Source organism: Bradyrhizobium sp. 62B (assembly GCF_030272265.2).
GTDB lineage: Bacteria > Pseudomonadota > Alphaproteobacteria > Rhizobiales > Xanthobacteraceae > Bradyrhizobium.
In genome coordinates, this window is the sequence record NZ_CP092841.2 from 5,853,446 (window position 1) to 5,872,803 (window position 19,358).

A 19,358-nucleotide genomic window follows, 5' to 3' on the forward strand; every position below is an offset into this window, starting at 1 on the left:
GCTAGCCGCCCCTCATCACGTCGGAGAGTTTCGGCCAGGACGATGGCTCGTCATCATGATGCGCCGGCGCGGAGGTGCGCTCGGCTGCGCGCAGTTTTGCGGAACGCGCCCGCGGATTATGCGCGACTTCGTCGTCACCGGCGACCACAGGCCGCCGCGTCAACAACTGGAAGCTCGGCGGAACCTGCGCGACTTCCGGCAGATGCCGCGAGCCGCCGCCGGTCTTCGAACGCGCGGCGAAGAAATTCTTGACGATGCGGTCTTCCAGCGAATGGAACGAGACCACGACGAGGCGGCCACCGGGCTTGAGCACGCGCTCGGCGGCGGCGAGCGCGGTCTGCAGCTCCTCGAGCTCCTCGTTAACGAAGATGCGCAAGGCCTGAAACGTCCGCGTCGCCGGATGGATGTCGCCGGGCTTGGAGCGCACGATCCTGCCGATGAGATCGGCGAGCGCGCGCGTGGTCGTGAACGGCGTCTCCTGCCGGTCGGCGACGATGGCGCGGGCGATGCGGCGCGACTGCCGCTCCTCGCCGAACAGATAGATGATGTCGGCAAGATCGCCTTCGGAGGCATGCGCGACCACGTCGGCCGAGGTCGGCCCAACCTGTCCCATCCGCATGTCGAGCGGACCGTCGAGGCGGAACGAGAAGCCGCGACCGGCCTGGTCGAGCTGCATCGAGGACACCCCGACATCCATCACGACGCCATCCACGGCGTCGATGCCCTGGGCCGCGCAGACATCGGCGAGATTGGAGAAGCGGTCCTCGACCAGCGTCAGCCGGCCCTCGGAACGTTCGACCAGTTCGGCGCCGCCGGCAATGGCAGTTCGATCGCGGTCGATCGCGATCAGGCGGGTTCCAGGCACGTCGAGAATGGCGCGGCTATAGCCGCCGGCGCCGAAGGTGGCATCGACATAGATCCCGCCCGCCCGCGGCGCGAGATGATCAACGGCCTCGCGGCCGAGCACGGGAATGTGGGGAGCGGAGCTCATGCGCCAAGCCTTGTGACACAGAGCCTTGTGACCCAAAGCCTTGCAAGCCCGCCGAAGGCCTTGCCTGACGTCCAAGCGAGATCGGGGACGAACAAGCCCATAACGCCTCGAATCATTCCGCGTCGCGGCGGTTCCACGACAAAGCTCCCGTCCGGCATGGTTACCGAGCCCGGTCGTCCCGGGCAGCAAACCCAGTGTTGCCAGTGGAATTTGTCGGGCAGCCATGGGATTTCGAGCCAAAATACGCTTTGGCCGCCTCCGGACGCGGGTCGGCTCTTCATCCCTCAGTAACGGCCCTTAGCGTTAAGAAAGCGTTGCTCGGCTGCCTACAAGTCGAAAAGCTGATGGCGTGGTGATGCTTCATCCACACACATGCGCCAAAATGCATCCGTTAACCGCGCCGCGCGATTGCGTGCGGTGGAGGGTAAAGGAATAGTAAAGAGAAGGGCTTGCCCATTCTCGTCCGACCTGAGTTGTCTATGCCGCCGTCCGGTTCGTCCACGCCGTCTGGATCTGATTCGAAGCGTCAACGCGTTCTCCCGGTTCCCAAGGCCGCGGCGAACATGCGGACGTTCGAGCCGGACTCCTCGATCGTCTCCGACATCATCCCCTCGCCGAACTTCGGCGAGCGCAACAAAGGCCGGCAGCCCGACATGATCGTGCTGCACTACACCGGCATGCCCGACGTAGAGGGCGCGCTGGCGCGGCTGTGCACGGCCGGAACGGAAGTATCGGCGCATTACGTCGTGCTGGAGGATGGCCGCATCGTGCAATGCGTGTCCGAAACCAAGCGCGCCTGGCACGCCGGCGTTTCCTCGTGGGCCGGCGAAGACGACATCAATTCCTGCTCGATCGGCATCGAGATCATCAATCGCGGCCATGACTGGGGCTATCCGGAGTATCCGCTGCGCCAGATCGCCGCCGTGATCGCGCTGTGCCGCGGCATCATGCTTCGCCGCAAGGTGCCGGCCCACCGGGTGCTCGGCCATTCCGACGTCGCGCCCGCGCGCAAGAAGGACCCCGGCGAGAAGTTTCCGTGGCACTCGCTGGCCAATTCCGGCGTCGGCCATTGGGTCACGCCCGCTCCTGTCGTGCGCGGCGAGACCCTGATGCTCGGCACCATCAGCGACGAGGTGCTGAGCCTGCAGCAGGCGCTCGCCAGATACGGCTACGGCGTGCCGCTATCAGGCAAATACGACGCCGCGACCATGGAGGTCGTCACGGCCTTCCAGCGCCATTTCCGCCCGGCGCGGCTCGACGGTGTCGCAGACCATTCGACGCTGTCGACCTTGCAAGCGCTGCTGGCAAGCCTGCCGGCAGAGGGGACGCCGGTCGCGTCGAAGTAGCGGCGACGGCCACATAGTTCACTCTCGTGTCCCGGCTCTGCAGCGCATCGTCGAAGTGACGCTGTGCTGCGTCCGGGGCACGAGAGCCCTAGCCCATCTCCCTCACCCGTCGCGCATATAGCCGCCGCAGCGGCTCCAGCTGCGTTGCCTCCGTCGCCGCACGATACGCCTCGCGCGCTTCGTCCTTGCGACCCAACCTTCGCAACAGATCCGCGCGCACTGCAGGTAGCAGCTCATAGCCGCGCAGGTCGCCGCGCGCACTGAGCGCCTCGACGAGATCGAGCGCGCGGGCCGGCCCATCGACCATCGACACGGCGGCAGCGTGGTTGAGCTCGATCACGGCAGACGGACCGATGCGCAGCAACACCTCGTAAAGCCCGGCGATCTGCGGCCAGTCGGTCTGCCCGAAGCTGGGCGCTCGCGCATGCAGCGCGGCGATCGCGGCCTGCACGGCATAGGCTTGCGGCCGGCCGGGGATACGCAGCGCATCGTCGACCAGGCGCAGGCCCTCCTCGATCTGCGCGCGGTCCCACAACATGCGGTCCTGCTCTTCCAGCAGCACGATATCGCCGGCCGTCGTCGCGCGCCCGGCGCGGCGCGCATCGTGCAGCAGCATCAGGGCGAGCAGGCCCTTGATGCCGGCGCGATCCGGCATCAGCCGGTCGAGCAAGCGGCCGAGCCGGATCGCCTCGGCCGCAAGATCGGGCCGCATCAGATCCGCGCCCTCGGTCGCGACATAACCCTCCGTGAAAACCAGATAGATCACGGCGAGCACGCCATTGAGCCGCGGCGCCAGCGCGTCGCGCTCGGGCACCTCATAGGGGATGCCGGCGAGCCTGATCTTCTGCTTGGCGCGGACCAGCCGCTGCGCCATCGCCTCCTCGCCGACAAGGAAGGCGCGCGCGACCTGCGCGGTCGAGAGCCCGCAGACGGTGCGCAGCGTCAGCGCGACCTGGACCTCGGCCGCGAACGCCGGATGGCAACACGTGAAGATCAGCCGCAGCATGTCGTCGTCGAGCATTGCCGGCAGTTCCTCGGGCGCCTGCGCATTCAGCTCGAGCTCGTGCACGATCGCCTTTTGCTTGCCGCGGAAGGCGATCTGGCGGCGGACCCGGTCGATCGCCTTGTGCCTGGCGACGTTGACCAGCCAGGCGCGCGGATTGTCCGGGATCTCGCACGCCGGCCAGCGCTCCAGCGCGACCGCAAAGGCATCCTGCAACGCATCCTCTGCAAGATCGAAATCGCCGACGAGACGGATCAGCGTGGCCAGCGCCCGCCCCGCCTCGTCGCGAAATATCTTGTCGATCTCGGACGGTGTCATGCGCCGACGCGCAGGCTAGTCGTCACTTGTCGTAGACCCAGATCGGCCGCACCTCGATCGAACCGATGCGCGCGCTCGGAATGCGCGCCGCGATCTCGATCGCAGCGTCGAGATCCCGGGCCTCGATCAGATAATAGCCACCGAGCTGCTCGCGCGTTTCCGCGAACGGGCCGTCGGTCGTCAGCACCTTGCCGTCGCGCACGCGCACAGTGGTTGCGGTCGTGGTCGGCTGGAGCCGGTCGCCGGCCTTGAAATTGCCGCTCTGAATGATGGACTGGGTGAAGGTCTGATATTCCGCCGTCATCTGCTGGCCGGCCGCCGGACGCATGTTCGCGTACTCGGCTTCGTTCTGGTAGATCATCAGCAAATACTGCATCGCTTAACTCCTGTTGCACGGCTGGATCGCCGACATCCAGTCGAACGGGCCCACTCCAGACGACATCTTCAGGATAAATTATTTGCAGGCCGCGTGCGCGGCGATACCGGCTTGACGGAACCATCGCAAATGCCCCATGCGTTACCGGTCAGTCGGCCGGACGGCCGCTCCGGCAAGGGTCGAAAGGCCGCCGGGGAGGAAAGTCCGGGCTCCCTTGACATGCGGTGCCGGATAACGTCCGGCGGGGGCGACCCCAGGGAAAGTGCCACAGAGAACGAACCGCCCCGCTTCGCCTTTGGCTTCGCGGGGTAAGGGTGAAAAGGTGCGGTAAGAGCGCACCGCGGCTGCGGCAACGGAGCCGGCATGGCAAACCCCACCGGGAGCAAAACCGAATAGGGACGGCGTAGCGGGCTGTTCGCTTTGAGCGATAACGCCGCGGGGCGATGTCAGGCCCGCCGTCCGGGTAGGTTGCTCGAGGCCATGTGCAAACATGGTCCCAGAGGAATGGCCGTCACGCATCGTTCGCGCAAGCGGGCGGTGCCTTACAGAACCCGGCTTACAGGCCGGCTGATATCTTGCAACGAGGGGTTCGGCGTGACTGCGCCGGGCCCCTCACCATTTGGGCTGACGCGCACCCATTCGACCGCTGTCATTCCGGGGCGTGCGCAGCACGAGCCCGGAATCCATCGGGCCGCAATGTTGGTCGAGGAATGGATTCCGGGCTCTCGCTTCGCGAGCCCCGGAATGACAGCGATAACTACGCCGCGCGCGCGTCCGCCTTCACCAGCACCGGCGCAAGCTCGTCGGCTTCGCGCCGTAGCTTGCTCGCCTCGAATCCGTGCATGCCGAGCTGCCATTGCAGAGCGACGATGGCGCCCTTGGTCGGCTGCAGCAATGCGAGCGAGGCGAACAGCGTCACCGGCAGCCACACCGCGAGCTGCAGCCACTCCGGCGGCGCATAGGCGGTCTCGACCGCGAGGATCGCCGGCACCACGAGATGGCCGACCACGACCATCACGAGATAGGCCGGGAAGTCGTCGGCGCGCTGGTGGAACAGCTCCTCTCCGCAATGATCGCACTCGTGGGCGACTTTCAGGAAGCGGCTGAACAGATGGCCCTCGCCGCAGTTCGGGCACCTGCCGCGAAAGCCGCGCCACATCGCCTTTGCCAGAGAGACCTTCGCCAGAGAGACAGACATGACCACACCTCTTCCTTTCCAACGATCCATACAATATTATCTCGCCTCCATACATTCAAAGGATATGGGCCTTAATTGCATGGATTGGACTCCTACAATCTCGGAGCTCTCAGGGCCGCGCTACCAGCGCATCGTCGACGCCCTGGAAGCCGACATCGCCGCCGGCCGGCTGGTGCGCGGCCAGCAATTGCCGACGCAGCGCGCGCTGGCAAAGACGCTCGGCATCGACCTCACCACGGTGACGCGCGCCTACACCGAAGCGCGGCGCCGCGGCATCATGGAGGCGCGGGTCGGACAAGGCTCGTTCGTGTCTGAGACCAGCGCGCGCCGCGCGGTCGACCTGCCGCATCCCGTCGCGATCGACCTGTCGATGAACGTGCCGCCGCATCCGCTGGAGGCGCAGCTCGACGAGCGCATCATCGCCGGGATGGATTTCATCCGCGCGCAATCGGGCCTGACGGCCTATCTCAACTACCAGCCGCCCGGCGGCAGCGCGCATGAGCGCGAGGTCGCCGCGCGCTGGATGCGTTCACGGGTGCCGCACGCGCAGGCCGACAGGCTCGTGATCTTTCCCGGCGCGCAGACGATCCTGTTCAACCTGCTTGCGCATCTTGCGCGGCCGGGCGACATCGTGCTGACGGAGGCGCTGACATTTCCCGGCATCAAGGCCGCGGCCGTGCAGCTCGGCATCAAGCTCGTCGGCGTCGCCATGGATGATTGCGGCATCCTGCCAGATGCGCTGGCGAAGGCCTGCCGCGCGCACCGGCCCAAGGCCGTCTATCTCATTCCGACGCTGCACAATCCGACCACCGCGACGCTTTCCCCCGAGCGGCGCCGCGCCATCGCAAAGATCATCCGCGACACCGACACGATCCTGATCGAGGACGACGCCTACGGCCTGCTCGACCGCTCGGCCTCGCCGATCGCCAACCTCATTCCGGAGCGGACGTATCTTGCGACCACGCTGTCGAAATGCATCGCGCCGGCGCTGCGCGTTGCCTATCTGGTGACGCCGGACGGCGACACGCAGCGGCAGATGCGGACGTCCTTGCAGGCGACCGTGCAGATGCCGGCGCCGCTGATGGTCGCATTGGTGACGCATTGGATCGAGAGCGGCATTGCGGATCGCATCATCACCGCCATCCGCAGCGAAGCGGTCGGCCGTCAGCAGCTCGCGCAACGCACGTTGAAGGGCTTCCAATTCCAGGCCAAGCCCGCCGCGCATCATCTGTGGCTGCGACTGCCCGAGGGCCGGCCCGACGTCGCCGCACATCTCTTGCGGAACGGACTTGCGGTGGTCGCCGGCGACGCTTTCACCGTCGACGGGACACCGCCGCACGCGGCGCGCGTCTCGCTCGGGGCGGCCCGGAATAGATCTGAATTGACGGAAGCGCTGCGCATTCTGGTCGGCGCGCTGCACAAGCCCGCCGACATCAGGCAGATCGTCTAAAGCATGATCCGGAAAAGTGCGCAGCGGTTTTCCGAGAAGAACATGCTCAAACAACAACCTAAAGCGCGATGACGATTCATCCTCATCGCGCTTTTGCTCATCGACGATGACGGCGGTGGCCGGAGCGCACGGCCGGCGCCGCGGGCGACGGATAGGCCTGCGACGCGTACGCATCATTGGGCGCTCCCTGCCGGCCAAGAGCCGCACGTGCGGCGGGCGTGAGCTGGCCGCCATTCAGCACGTCGCGGTCGGGATGCGCGGCCTGATAGGCCGCAGGCTCGGACAACTGCGCCTGGGCCATTGTCGGCATCAACGCTGTTGCCGACACTAGCGCGGCCACAATGGCAATCTTAGTGCGGGTCACGGTCATTCTCCATTATCGCGTTCGGGGCCGAGCCGATGATCACGCCAGATAGCGGCCCGAATTGAAGTACGACCGTCATGTAGGCGCGTCTTCCGCGAATGCCCGATGCCGCAGATCACGCCTGCGTGCAGCATGGATTGACCTGCACGGCGGCAAGCGTGCTATGCGAGCCGGAGCGATCAACTGTTCGGGATCGCCGCCGCGAAGAGGACAATCCGTTGGAAACGCTCACCTATGTCCTGCTGCTGTTCGGCGCGCTGGCCGGGGGCTTCGTTTCGGGGCTGGCAGGGTTCGGCACGGCGTTGATGGCGCTCGGCATCTGGCTCTACGTGCTGCCGCCCTCGCTCGCGGTGCCCCTGGTGCTGATCTGCTCGGTGATCGCGCAGACCTCGACCTTGCCCTCGATGTGGAAGAGCTTCGATCTTTCGCTGGTCTGGCCGTTCCTGATCGGAGGGCTGATCGGCGTGCCGCTGGGGACCATGCTGATCGCCTCGGCCGATCCCAAAGTGTTCAAGCTGAGCGTCGGCGTTCTGATTCTGATCTTCTCGACGGCGCTCTATCTGAACAAGAGGCCGCTCGCCGTCACGTTCGGCGGCCGCATCGCCGACGGTGCGGTCGGCTTTGCCGGCGGCATTCTTGGCGGCCTCGCCGGCTTGTCAGGGCCGCTGCCGATCCTGTGGGCCAACATCCGCGGCTGGAACAAGCACGAGCGGCGCGGCATCTTCCAGCTATTCAATTTCACGGTGCTGGCCACCGCGCTGGTGCTGCAAGCCGCATCGGGTCTCGTCGAACTCAAAGTGGTCTGGCTCGCACTGGTCGCCTTTCCCTGCACCTTGATCGGCGCCTGGGCCGGCGCACGCGTCTATCACGCCCTCAACGACAAGCATTTTGGCGATGTCGTGCTCGGCCTGTTATTCCTGTCGGGCCTCACTCTCGTCTGGAATAGTCTCGGCGCGCTTTAGCTCTGCGTTCGCTTCGCGGCGAGCGCCATGCCGCCGGCGACACCGACGCCGAGCACGTAGATCCAGCCCGCTGTGAAGTCGAACAAATGGGTGTTGAACAGCGAGGTCAGCATGTTCTGCACCACGACCAGCAGGCCGATCCAGGAAGCGAGCCCCTCGCCGCGAAACAGCGCGAGATGCGCAAGCCAGAGCGCGTAGAGGATCAGCACACCAACGACACCCCATTGCACGGCCGCACTGAGGGTCTGGTTGTGCGGATTGCTGACGATCTCCGCGCGCAGCGGATCCATCTCCGCATCGACAGCCACGCTTGTGAACAGGCCGGGGATCGATCCGGTGCCATGGCCGATCAGCGGCGCATCGGCGATGAAGCCAAAGGACTTCCGCCAATATTCCAGACGCGAGCCCATGCCGCTGACCTGACTGTCCTGCACGCTCATCTCATAGTCGGCCTGGAACTTCGCAACCGTCATGCGCAGATGCGGTGACACGCCAAAGAGCAGCACGGCCAGCAGTCCCATCGCGCCGGCGGCAAGCAGCGCCGTACGCAGGCGCAGATGCAGCAGCGCGAAGAGCAGAACCAGAATCGGCAGCGTCACGAGCGCCGTGCGCGAGACCACGACGAAGATCATGTTGGCGAGGAATCCGGCCGCGAGGGCTGCGAACAACGCCGCGCTGCGTGAGCGACCTTGTCGCAGCAGCGACACGACCGGATAGACCAGCGCGAGCGCGCAGAGCGCGAATTCCTGGCTCTGGTCGATGTAGTTGCGCACCGCGATCCCGCTTTCGACCTTGTAAGGCCCACGCGACAGATAGAGCTTCAAGGAGAGCGCGGGGTCGATGGCGACGGCAAATGAATAGAGCATCAAGGCGGTGCAGGACGCCAGGAACGCGGCAAACACCCAGCCGCCATAAGGCCAGCGCTCGAACTGGTAGATCAGAAGCGGGATGACCAGCAGCTTCGCGGCCGGTCCGAGGGCGTGGATTCGCTCCGGCCATGGCGCATCCGACCAGAGCATGCCCAAGGCGGCGAGCGCGACCAGCGCGATCGGCAGCAGGCAGATCGGGCGAAGCAACGCGGAAATGCGCGGAGATCGAGGAACGCGAACGCGATCAGCCAGGGTATCAGCGCGAAGGTCAGCCCGGTCGTGGTCCACGGCAGCAGCAGCGCGATCAGCGCGACGAAGCGTGCCGGCGTGCGGTAGCGCGCCGCCCAGATCGCGGCGAGCCATGACACCCGCCGCTGCTCGTTCGTCGCTCCGGTCATTGGCCCGTCTGCAGCCCGCCATCCCCGCCGTCCGGCAAATTAGCCGGAGCAGCCGGGATGGAACAGGCCGCGTTACGCAGGTTCGCGGGCGAGAGGCGCAATGGCTTCGGGGCTCTCCGGCCCTAGAGCCTTCTCATGCGGCGCCGGCGCCAAGCGCTTTGCGAGCTCGCGGTGCAGCAGCCACAGGCTCAAGCCCGCCTGCAACATCGTCGCCGCGACCGAGAGGTACCAGACGTATTCCATGCGAAAGCCCGGGCGCGTCGAGAGCCAGATCGCCGGCAGCGAGTAGGTGAACACGCGCGACGCAGAGGTCAAAAGCACCGGCTTGGTGTTGCCGAGGGCCTGGAACATGCTCGAGCAGGTGAAGATCAGCCCCTGCGCGATCATGTTGAGCGAGATGATCCGCAGAAACAGATAGGCGATCTCCATGGTCTCGCGGTCGTTCGAGAATCCGCCGAGCAGCAGCTCCGGCTTCACCTGGGCAAGGATCATGAAGCCGGCCATCACGGTCGTGACGATCAAGGCCGCCTTGACGAAGGTTTCCCGCACGCGCGCGGCGTTGGCAGCGCCGACGTTCTGGCCGGCGATCGGCCCGGCCGCCAGCCCGACCGCGAGCGCAGGCATGTTGATCAGGCCGAGCACGCGCTGCCCGATGCCGAAGCCGGCCTGCGCCGCCGCGCCGAAATCGCGCAGCACGTAATAGACCACCGCCATGAAGATGAACATCATCGCGAACTCGCCGCCGGCGGGCAGGCCGACATTGAGAATGCGCTTAAGATGGCGCGGCTGCGGACGCCACTGCGCTACGTTGAACGCGACATAGCGCTCGACCTTGCGGAAATAGGCCAGCAGCATCAGCGCGCCGATGGCGACCGCGATCGAGCTCGCCAGACCCGCACCGGCCACCCCGAGCGCATGGCCGGTGCCCCAGCCCGTGATCAGAACCGGCGCCAGGACGATATTGATGGCCACGGCAAACGTCTGCACCAGCATGACGGGACGAACGATACCGGTCGCACGCAACGCCGATCCCATCACCTGCGTCGCGAACTGCAGCGCGAGCGCCGGCATGAACCACAGCAGGTAAGTGGTCCCCGCCTCGATCGTGGCCTGGTCCGCGGCAATCGCATGCATATAGGCGCGCGACAGCGCGGCACCCGCAACCAGGGTCGACAGTCCGAACAGCACCGACAGCATCATCGCCTGATTGAAGATCAGGTTCGCATCCGTCCGGTCCTTGCGTCCCACGGCATGCGCGATCAGCGCCACCGCGCCAACGCCAAGCACCTGCATCAACCCGTTGACGAGGAAACCGGCGTTGCCGGCCGCGGCAACGCCGGCGACGGCCGCATCACCCAGGCCCGACACGAAGTAGAGATCGACCAGCTGGCAGATCATGATCGTGACCATGCCGACCATGATCGGCGGCGCCATGACCAGGATGTGTCTCACGATGGAGCCGTTCGTCAGGTCTTTCATGTCATTCGGTCCTTGACGTAGTCGCTGGCGCCGCGGCAGCGGGACGTTCACCCCGCTGCCGCACGCCTCATTCCGCTGCAGCGATATGCCCGAGCTCAACCACCTGCCGCTCGAACAGGCCGCGATAGATGCCGCCCGGCTTGCCCGCCAGCAGAGCATGCGTGCCCTGCTCGACGATTTCGCCGCGGTCGAACACCAGGATTCGATCGAGGCTCCGCACCGTCGACAGCCGGTGCGCAATCACGATCGAGGTGCGGCCCTTCATCAACCGCTCCATCGCCTGCTGGATCAGCGCCTCCGATTCCGAATCCAGGCTCGAGGTCGCCTCGTCCAGGATCAGCACCGGTGCATCCGCCAGGAACGCGCGCGCCAGCGCCACGCGCTGCCGCTCGCCGCCCGACAGTTTTACGCCGCGCTCGCCGACCAGAGTCCCATAGCCCTTCGGCAGACGCAGGATGAAGTCGTGCGCGTTCGCCAACCGCGCCGCCTGCTCGATCGCCTCGAGGCTGGCACCTGGCCGGCCGTAGGCGATGTTCTCGGCGAGCGAGCGGTGAAACAGGATCGGATCCTGCTGCACGATCGCGATCTGGCTGCGCAACGACTGCTGCGTGGCGAGCGCTATATCCTGCCCGTCGATCAGCACGCGGCCGCCGCTGACGTCGTAGAGCCGCTGCACCAGCTTGACGAAGGTGGTCTTGCCGGAGCCGGAGCGTCCGACGAGGCCCACGCGTTCGCCGGCCCGGATCGTCACCGAGAGCCCGTCGTACAGCGGCGTGCGATGACCGCCATAGTGGAACGTGACGTCGTCGAACACGATCTCGCCGCCTTCGATCGCGATCGGCCGCGCGTCCCTGGCATCCGCAATTCCGATCGGCTCGTCGTGGATCGCCACCAGCTCCTCCATGTCGTTGACCGAGCGCTGGAGGTTGTTGATGTGCATGCCGACGTCGCGCAAATAGGCGTGGATGACGTAGTAGCTGGTGAGCACATAGGTGACGTCGCCGGGCGAGGCATGCCCGGACATCCACAGCAGCACCGAACCGCCGATCACGGACCCCCGCAGGCACAGCAACAGCGAGAGCTGCGCCATGGCGGTGTAGTTGTAGCGATACCAGGTCCGCCGCACCCGCACGCGCCAGCGGTGGATGACGCGGGCGAGCCGTGCGTCTTCGCGCAGCTCGGCGCCGAAGGATTTCACCACCGCATTGCAGGTCAACGCATCCGCCAGCGTGCCGCCGACCTTGGTGTCCCAGGCATTGGAGACACGCGCGACCGGCGCGATGTAGCGGGTCGAGAACAGCACCGTCATCGTGACATAGACAAGCGCGCCGAGGGCGATCACCGCGCCGAGCGAAGCCCAGTGCACGCCGAGCAGGATCATCGATCCGATCAGCACCACCAGCGAGGGCAGCAGCGCCAGCAGGATGGTGTCGTTCAACAGATCGACCGCCCACATGCCGCGGGTGACCTTGCGCACCGTGGAACCGGCGAAGGAATTGGCGTGCCAGTCGGTCGAGAAGCGCTGCACGCGCAGGAAAGCATCCTGCGCCAGGTCGGACATGATCTTCAGCGTGAACGGCACGATGGCCTGAAGGCCGATGAGCCGCAACACCATCGAGGCCGCGCCCAGCGCCACGATCGCGCCGAAGGCCACCAGCGCCGCGTGGCGCGCCTCCAGGTCGGACGGGCCGCGCGTCAGCGCGTCGATCAGGTGTCCGGAGAACACCGGCATGAACAGGTCGGCAGCGGTCGCACCCAACAGACCGACGACGATGACGAGCGTGCGCGCCGGCTGCTTCAGCCAGTGCCGAAATATGAAGGGCAGCACCACGCGAATTGCGGCGGGTTTCTTGGACAGAGCGGTCATGACATCATCCGGCCGCCTCTGGGGCAGGCCGGCTCCATCGATGGACGCAAACCGGCCGCGAGGGCCGAGGCGGCGTCACCTAAGATTGATTTTGACTTGGGAAGCGGAGCGATCGGGACACAAAACCCAATCGAAGCTGGCGGAAAGGACCTCTAGGAGGTCGAGCCCATACCGAGCCAGGACATCATCGACGACATCATCGACGACATCATCGAGCGCGGGCGTACGATCTGCGAATGCGACGAAATCATGCAAATCCTCCCGGTTCGATTGAATGAGGTGCGCTTTATAGATGTGCAATGCGCGTTTTGCAACGGGGCTCGCGCGAGATCACGGATGAGTGTTGCATTTTGGTGCGGAGGTGGCGTGGAGCGCACCGCCCTGGCGGATGACACCGAATGTGTGGCTCACCAACCATATGGCGATCAGTGCGCGTCGCCGCCGCCGGTCAACGAGGCCGGCTTGTTCAGCAGCGTCACCAGGAGGCTGAGGCCGAGATAGAACAGCGTCAGGATGAAGAAGGCGTCGCCGAAGCTCATCACCACGGCCTGGCGGTGCACGAGCTGCGAGAGCTGCTTCATCGCCATCAGCGTGGAATCGCCGAGCCCCTGGAACTTCTGCATGAACATGGTCAGGGTTTCGGTCGCGGTCGCGTTGCCCCAGGTCACGCGCTCCTGCAAACGCGTGATGTGCAGATCGGTGCGGTCGTTGAGCACGGTGTTGATGACGGCGAGGCCGACCGCGCCACCGAGGTTGCGCATCAGGTTGAACAGCCCCGAGGCGTTCTTCACCTTGTCCGGCGCGAGCGTGCCGAGCGCGATGTTGTTGGTCGGTACCATCGCGAACATCATGCCGATGCCGCGCAGGATCTGCGGCACCAGCAGCTCGTAGAAATCGTAGTCGCGCGTGATCCACGTCATCTGGTAGGAGCCGATCGCGAACACGACGAGGCCAAACGCGATCATGTAGCGCATGTCGAACTTCACCATGAGGCGGCCGACCAGCGGCGCGACCAGGAACATGGTGATGCCGGAGACGAACATGGTCTCGCCGATCATCAGCGCGCTGTAGCCGCGCACTTCGGCGAGATAGCGCGGATAGATGTAGGTCAGGCCGTAGAGGCCGATACCGATGCAGAATTGCAAGAGGCAGCCGATCGCGAAATTGCGGTTGGAGAAGGTCCGCAAATTGACGATCGGTTCGGCCGCCGTGAAGACGCGCCAGAAGAAGGCGATCGCCGAGATGCCGCAGATCCACGCGCAGATCGCGACCGAGGTGTCCTGCATCCATTCATATTGCGGCCCCTCCTCCAGCACATATTCCAGCGCACCGAGGAAGCCGGCCATGAACAACAGGCCCCACCAGTCGAAGCGGTCGAGCAGCTCGAAATGCGGCTCGTCGAAATCGACCAGCGCCAACACGCCGACGGTGATGCCGATGCCGGGCACGACGTTGATGAAGAACAGCCAGTTCCACGACATCAGGTCGGTGATGTAGCCGCCGACCGTCGGGCCGATCGTGGGAGCGAGGGTCGCGACAAGCCCGATGATGGGGCCGACGATGTGGAATTTCGATCGCGGGAAGACGGTATAGGCCGAGGCGAACACCGTCGGGATCATGCCGGCGCCCAGAAATCCCTGCAGCGCGCGCCAGAGGATCATTTCCTCGATGGTGGTCGCAAAGCCGCAGAGCAGGCTCGAGGCGGTGAAGCCGGCCGCCGAGATCGCGAACAGCAGCCGCGTGCCGAAGGCTCGCGACAGGAATCCCGACAACGGAATGGCGATGACCTCGGCGATCAGATAGGCGGTCTGCACCCAAGAGACTTCGCTGGAGCTCGCCGACAGTCCGGCCTGGATCTCGCTGAGGGACGCCGAGACGATCTGGATGTCCAGGATCGACATGAACATCCCGAACACCATGATGATGAAGGCGAACAGCCGCTTCGGCGCGATGCGCTCCGAAGCAGGATCCGCCATCATGGCAGGTGAAGCAGTGGTGGCGTTGGCCATGGTCGTCCGACCTCGCAGCGCTGGGATCGCGATTTACTGCGGGTGGATCGCCGTGGGATCGTCGAGATCGACCTCGCTGTCGGCGTCGGCCGCGCCCTTGTTGGTGTCGACGGTCGCATAGACCGACATGCCGGCACGGAGCAGGTTCTGCTTTGCCACCGACTTCGGCACGCGGATGCGGACCGGCACGCGCTGCACGATCTTGGTGAAGTTGCCGGTGGCGTTGTCGGGCGGCAGCAGCGTGAACACCGAGCCCGCACCCGCCGCGATGCTGTCGACCACGCCGGAGAATTTGCGCATGCCGTAGGCGTCGACCTTGATCGTCACGGGCTGGCCGGGACGGATGCGCTTGAGCTGCGTTTCCTTGAAATTGGCGTCGATATAGACGTCGTCCAGCGGCACGACGTTGCCGAGGCGCTGGCCGACCGCGACGAAGTCGCCGGCGTTGACCAGGCGATTGGAGAACGTGCCGCCAACCGGCGCGCGCACCGCGGTGAAGCTGAGATCGCGCTCGGCCTTGGCGAGCGTGGTCTTGAGCTCGGCGAGCTGGGCCTGCGCTTCGGCCTGCTGCGCCTTGGCGACATCGACATTGCTGACGGCGACATCGTAGGCGGCCTGCGCGGCCTTGACCGCGGCGGCGCCCTGGTCGCGTCCGGCTTCCGAGCTCTCGAAGGTGGCGCGCGAGGCAAAGCCCTTGTTGCTCAGGGCCTGCTGGCGCTCATAATCGAGATCGGCGCGCTTGAGGCCCGCTTCGGCCGAGACGAGCTGTGCCCTGGCCTGCGCGACCTGGCTGTCGAGTGCCGCGACCTGGCGGCCGATGCGATCGATGGTGGCCTGCTGGGTCGCGATCCTGGTCGCGGCGGCGTCGACCGCGATCTTGTAATCGCCTTCGTCGATACGGAGGACGACGTCGCCTGCTTTCACCGGCATGTTGTCGCCGGCGAGGATCGCGGCGATATGACCGGAAACGCGCGCGCCCAGCATGGTGTTGTTGGCGCGGACATAGGCGTCGTCGGTGGAGATGTAGAAGCGGCCGACCAGCGTGTAGTAGCCGGCATAGCTCGCGGCGGCGAGCGCCAGCACGAGGCCGACGCCCATCAGGACGAACTTGCGCTTGCCGGATTTGGCAGCGCCGGCGGCGGATGCGTCAGGCGCAGGCGCGGCCGGCTTGTCGATCACAGGCTTCTCCGGCGCCTCAGCGGTGCGGCGCTTGGCTTCCTCGGCTACATGCGCGCGCAGCTGCCCGGCAAGGGGAGCCGAGTTCTCGGCCGCAGCGTCACCGCCCGCGTGTTCCTCCACCGCTTCCTGGCGAAGGACGCGCGCAGCCTGGTCTCTCGATACGGCCATCAAGGCCTCCCCAAAAAAGCGCGATCAAGGCGACGGCCGGCAAGCGGCCTGGTCCCCCTCGCTGATCCAAATACCATTGACCGAACGGTTCGGTCAATATACATAATAATCCCGGCCGGACCCTACTGACGAGAATCCTTTATTCGGGTTTCATGGCCGCAGACCCGACTCAAAAACCTTCCGAGACCCTGAACCAATGGTTGTAGCTGCCAGCGACCGTCTGCACGTCATCCAAGAGGAGGACGGCTCCAAACGTCGCCAGATCCTGGACGGTGCCCGCAAGGTGTTCATGGATCTCGGCTTCGACGGCGCCAGCATGGGCGAGATCGCGCGCGCGGCGCAGGTCTCCAAGGGCACGCTCTACGTCTACTTCGCCGACAAATTCGCGCTGTTCGAAGCCATCCTCGAGCAGGAGGCGCTCCAGCACGGCCAGGTCGTGTTCAACTTCGATCCCGCGCGCGATGCCGAGACCACGCTGAAGGAATTCGGCCGGGCCTACATCCACCTGCTCTGCCGTCCCGGCGGCGGATCGGCGATCCGCACCGTGATGGCGATCGCCGAGCGCATGCCCGATGTCGGCCGCCGCTATTATGCGCGGGTCCTGGACAAGACCATCAATCGCCTCTCCGACTATCTCAAGACCCATGTCGCCTCCGGCGATCTCAGGATCGACGATTGCGAACTCGCGGCCTCGCAGTTCATGGAACTGTGCAAGGCCTCGCTCTTCCTGCCCTTCGTTTTCCAGGCCGCGCCCGCCCCGTCGGAACAGCGCATGACCGAAGTGGTCGACAGCGCGACACGGATGTTCCTCGCGGCGTACCGGGCGACGTAGCCGCGCGTTGCGCGGGCCGGTCCGGCCGAATTATATTGCGATCATGTCCCGTGATCTTCGCCCGCCCGTCGATATCCTCCATTACGAGATCGTCCAGGAACAGGCCTCGGCGCTCGGCCGGATGGGCCGCACGCTCGAACAGGCACTGGCGCGTTTGCGCGAGTTCGACGCCGCGCACGGCACCACGGAAATTGCAGCCTCGGTGCGGCAGGCCAGGCGAAAGCTGGTGCTGGAAGCCGGCCAGGCGCTGTGGATGTTCGTGGTGCAGCGTGAGGCATCCGGCTTGCGCGACAGCCGCCACATCATGCGCACCTACAACGTTCCAAGCGAAGTGCAATTGTGTATGGGGCTGGCGCCGGCGCCGCTGAAGCCTTCAGCGAAATAGAGCTGGCTAGTCCGTGATCTGCTTCCTCAACGCGGCGAGATCGTTGACGACCAACTTGGTCGGGCCGGTCGAGATGATACCGTCATCCTGGAGACGACTCAGGATCAGGCTGATCGATTGCCGCGTCGCGCCGATCATGCGCGCGAGATTGGCCTGTGTGATGCGGCCGAGCGATATCGGGCTATTCTCGTCCTGCGCCGCGTTCTCGCATAGCTTGACCAGCAGCAGCACCAGCCGTTCCGCCGCTTTCTGCCCGGCCAGCGTCTGCGCCAGCATCGAATAGGTCTCGCCCTTGAAGCCGAGACATTCGATCAGCGCGACCGCGAACGACGGCGACTGGGCGATCAGCCTGCGGATCGCGTCCTGGTCGAGATGCAGCGCCTCGACCCGGCCGAGCGCGCGAGCAGACCAGCTATGGCGGTGATCGCCGAGAATGTAGGGCGCACCGACGAAGTCGCCGGCCTCCCAGGTCGCCAGCATCAGTTCGCGCCCCTGCGTGCCGGCATGGGTGCTTTCGACGATGCCGCTCAGGATGACGTGAATGCCGTTGGCGGGCTCGTTCTCCCTCAGCAGATAGTCGCGGTTCTGGTAGGCAGCGAGCCTGCCGGTTCGCATCACCAGGTCGAGATCGGCCTTGTCCAGCGCCTTCAACACGTAACGCCCGGCTCCGGCCCTTCGCTGTTCGGTGCGCGGCTCACCCGCATCAGCCACCTCATGCGCATGATTGGGCTCCACCAACGGTCTCCCTCCGAGTGACGGCTCGAAGGCTAGGAGGTCTCCGCTCGGATTGCAACGCGGCGCAAATGCTCAAGGCTGCGCTGCCTCCCCCGTGAATGCACAGGCGAGGTCAGCAAGCAGGCGCTCCCGGCCGGCCGGCGCCAGAAAGGTGATGCCATAGGGCACGCCCGCCCCGGTCACCGCATTCGGGACCGCGATTGCGGCAAGCCCGAGCGGGTTCGCGAAATTGGTGTAATAGCCGTTGTCGAAATTGGCAGCCAAAGGATTGCGCGCGACGTCGTCGATGCTGAGCACGGTTCCGACCGTCGGTACCACCAACGCGTCATGGGCCTCCCAGAAGTCGCGCAGCGAGCACTGCGCCTCCTTGACCGCGTAGAGCGCGCGATAGGCATCGGCCGCGGAAAACTTGCGACTGCCGATGACGAGATCGCGGACGATCTTCACGCCCGCATCCGGATTGGCGTCGAGGAACGCGCCGACGGAGACATCGCGCTCGGCGAGAAACGGCCCGAAGAACATCAGATCGTTGATCGAGGTGAACGGAGAGAAATCAGCCGACGTGACTGACATGTCGAGCCGCCGCAGCTTGCGAAGCGCACCGCCGAACAACTCCTCCGTCTCGGCATTGCCGAAGAATCTGAGTTGATCGATACGCGGTGTCGCGAGGCGAAGCGGCCGCGCTGGCGGCGCCTGCTCGGCCCAGCCGGCAAACTCGACCGGCGAGAAGCTGTCGTGGGCATCGCGCCGCGCCAGCGCGCGGTAGACGTCGTATCCGTCCCGCGGCTCGCGGGTGTAGAGCGAGATCGTATCGAAACTCCGGCACGCATAGACCATGCCGCGCTGGCTGAAGGCGCCAGGCGCCGGCTTGAAGCCGGTGACGCCGCAATAGGACGCCGGCACCCTGCCCGATCCGCCGGTATCGGTGCCGAACGCAAAGGACGACGTGCCGGTCGCCACCGACACCGCCGCGCCCGAGCTGGAGCCACCGGGAATGTAATCCGGATTGTGCGGGTTGCGCGCGATGCCATAGGGCGAGCGCACGCCGACCAGGCCGGTCGCGAACTGGTCCATGTTGGTCTTGCCGACATAGATCGCGCCCGCGGCGATGGCATCTGCCACCACCGGGCTCGTATCCGTCGCGACATGGGAGAACTCGGGGCAAGCCGAAGTGGTCTGCTCGCCCGCGACGTCGATGCAGTCCTTGACCGAAAAGATCAACCCGTAGAGCGGCAGCGTGTCGATCTCGCCGATGCGTGCATCTGCCGCGCGCGCGGCAGCCATCACGCTTTCGGGATTCGCCGTCGAGATCCAGACGCCACTCTGGTCGGCGTCCGTCAGACGCGACAGCACGTGCGCGGCGACATCGGAAGGCTTGAGCGCGCCGCTGCGATAGGCGGCACGAAGACGGCGGGGTGAGATATCCATG

At 65.6% G+C, this 19,358-nt stretch carries 16 protein-coding genes, 1 other RNA gene and 1 pseudogene; 6 read left to right on the forward strand and 12 right to left on the reverse strand.

What is annotated here, in order from left to right; all coding sequences use genetic code 11:
* Position 1: 1 nt before the first annotated feature.
* Positions 2-991, reverse strand: a complete 990-nt coding sequence (rsmH, locus tag ML401_RS28070) for a 16S rRNA (cytosine(1402)-N(4))-methyltransferase RsmH (RefSeq protein ID WP_285807645.1) — start codon at positions 989-991, stop codon at positions 2-4.
* A gap of 563 nt (positions 992-1,554) precedes the next feature.
* Between rsmH and ML401_RS28075 the strand changes: the two genes are divergently transcribed.
* On the forward strand, positions 1,555-2,337 hold the full coding sequence (locus tag ML401_RS28075) for an N-acetylmuramoyl-L-alanine amidase (RefSeq protein ID WP_194403938.1): 783 nt from the start codon (positions 1,555-1,557) through the stop codon (positions 2,335-2,337).
* Positions 2,338-2,425: 88 nt separating this feature from the next.
* Here ML401_RS28075 and ML401_RS28080 read toward each other — a convergent pair whose 3' ends face one another.
* Together ML401_RS28080 and ML401_RS28085 are read right to left on the reverse strand one after the other, a co-directional pair.
* On the reverse strand, positions 2,426-3,658 hold the full coding sequence (locus ML401_RS28080) for an RNA polymerase sigma factor (RefSeq protein WP_285807646.1): 1,233 nt from the start codon (positions 3,656-3,658) through the stop codon (positions 2,426-2,428).
* Between the two features lie 22 nt (positions 3,659-3,680).
* Positions 3,681-4,034, reverse strand: coding sequence for a YciI family protein (locus tag ML401_RS28085; RefSeq protein WP_194403940.1), 354 nt, complete (start codon positions 4,032-4,034; stop codon positions 3,681-3,683).
* Positions 4,035-4,182: 148 nt separating this feature from the next.
* Here ML401_RS28085 and rnpB point away from each other — a divergent pair.
* An RNA gene (gene rnpB, locus ML401_RS28090) (RNase P RNA component class A) lies at positions 4,183-4,609 on the forward strand.
* 182 nt (positions 4,610-4,791) lie between these two features.
* Here rnpB and ML401_RS28095 read toward each other — a convergent pair.
* Positions 4,792-5,232, reverse strand: coding sequence for a DUF983 domain-containing protein (locus ML401_RS28095; RefSeq protein WP_285807647.1), 441 nt, complete (start codon positions 5,230-5,232; stop codon positions 4,792-4,794).
* Positions 5,233-5,311: 79 nt separating this feature from the next.
* Between ML401_RS28095 and ML401_RS28100 the strand changes: the two genes are divergently transcribed.
* On the forward strand, positions 5,312-6,682 hold the full coding sequence (locus tag ML401_RS28100) for a PLP-dependent aminotransferase family protein (RefSeq protein ID WP_285807648.1): 1,371 nt from the start codon (positions 5,312-5,314) through the stop codon (positions 6,680-6,682).
* 97 nt (positions 6,683-6,779) lie between these two features.
* Here the strand turns inward: ML401_RS28100 and ML401_RS28105 are convergent, their stop codons facing one another.
* The gene (locus ML401_RS28105; protein WP_285807649.1) at positions 6,780-7,052 is read right to left on the reverse strand and encodes a hypothetical protein; all 273 of its coding nucleotides are present in this window, start codon (positions 7,050-7,052) and stop codon (positions 6,780-6,782) included.
* A gap of 212 nt (positions 7,053-7,264) precedes the next feature.
* Between ML401_RS28105 and ML401_RS28110 the strand changes: the two genes are divergently transcribed.
* The gene (locus ML401_RS28110; protein WP_194403944.1) at positions 7,265-8,008 is read left to right on the forward strand and encodes a sulfite exporter TauE/SafE family protein; all 744 of its coding nucleotides are present in this window, start codon (positions 7,265-7,267) and stop codon (positions 8,006-8,008) included.
* Here ML401_RS28110 and ML401_RS28115 read toward each other — a convergent pair.
* The 5 genes and pseudogenes from ML401_RS28115 to ML401_RS28135 form a co-directional block, all read right to left on the reverse strand.
* Positions 8,005-9,275: pseudogene (locus ML401_RS28115) on the reverse strand (O-antigen ligase family protein). The gene ML401_RS28110 and the pseudogene ML401_RS28115 sit on opposite strands and share 4 nt — an antisense overlap.
* 72 nt (positions 9,276-9,347) lie before the next feature.
* Positions 9,348-10,754 carry an MATE family efflux transporter gene (locus ML401_RS28120; RefSeq protein WP_285807651.1) on the reverse strand — a complete coding sequence of 469 codons (1,407 nt, stop codon included), beginning with the start codon at positions 10,752-10,754 and terminating at the stop codon, positions 9,348-9,350.
* 67 nt (positions 10,755-10,821) lie between these two features.
* Entirely contained in the window at positions 10,822-12,621 is a 1,800-nt protein-coding gene (locus ML401_RS28125) for an ABC transporter ATP-binding protein (RefSeq protein WP_285807652.1), read from the reverse strand.
* A 425-nt stretch (positions 12,622-13,046) separates the two neighbouring features.
* Positions 13,047-14,630, reverse strand: coding sequence for a DHA2 family efflux MFS transporter permease subunit (locus ML401_RS28130; RefSeq protein ID WP_212067694.1), 1,584 nt, complete (start codon positions 14,628-14,630; stop codon positions 13,047-13,049).
* Positions 14,631-14,663: 33 nt separating this feature from the next.
* Complete coding sequence (locus ML401_RS28135) at positions 14,664-15,977, reverse strand: HlyD family secretion protein (protein ID WP_212067695.1); 1,314 nt, start codon at positions 15,975-15,977, stop codon at positions 14,664-14,666.
* Between the two features lie 196 nt (positions 15,978-16,173).
* Between ML401_RS28135 and ML401_RS28140 the strand changes: the two genes are divergently transcribed.
* Together ML401_RS28140 and ML401_RS28145 are read left to right on the forward strand one after the other, a co-directional pair.
* Positions 16,174-16,809, forward strand: a complete 636-nt coding sequence (locus ML401_RS28140) for a TetR/AcrR family transcriptional regulator (protein WP_285807653.1) — start codon at positions 16,174-16,176, stop codon at positions 16,807-16,809.
* Between the two features lie 43 nt (positions 16,810-16,852).
* Complete coding sequence (locus ML401_RS28145) at positions 16,853-17,194, forward strand: DUF6665 family protein (protein ID WP_211416281.1); 342 nt, start codon at positions 16,853-16,855, stop codon at positions 17,192-17,194.
* Between the two features lie 6 nt (positions 17,195-17,200).
* On the opposite strand, the gene ML401_RS28150 is transcribed toward ML401_RS28145, so the two are convergent.
* Both ML401_RS28150 and ML401_RS28155 read right to left on the reverse strand, forming a co-directional pair.
* The gene (locus ML401_RS28150; protein ID WP_212067697.1) at positions 17,201-17,929 is read right to left on the reverse strand and encodes a Crp/Fnr family transcriptional regulator; all 729 of its coding nucleotides are present in this window, start codon (positions 17,927-17,929) and stop codon (positions 17,201-17,203) included.
* 72 nt (positions 17,930-18,001) lie between these two features.
* On the reverse strand, positions 18,002-19,357 hold the full coding sequence (locus tag ML401_RS28155; RefSeq protein WP_285807654.1) for an amidase family protein: 1,356 nt from the start codon (positions 19,355-19,357) through the stop codon (positions 18,002-18,004).
* Position 19,358 lies beyond the last annotated feature (1 nt).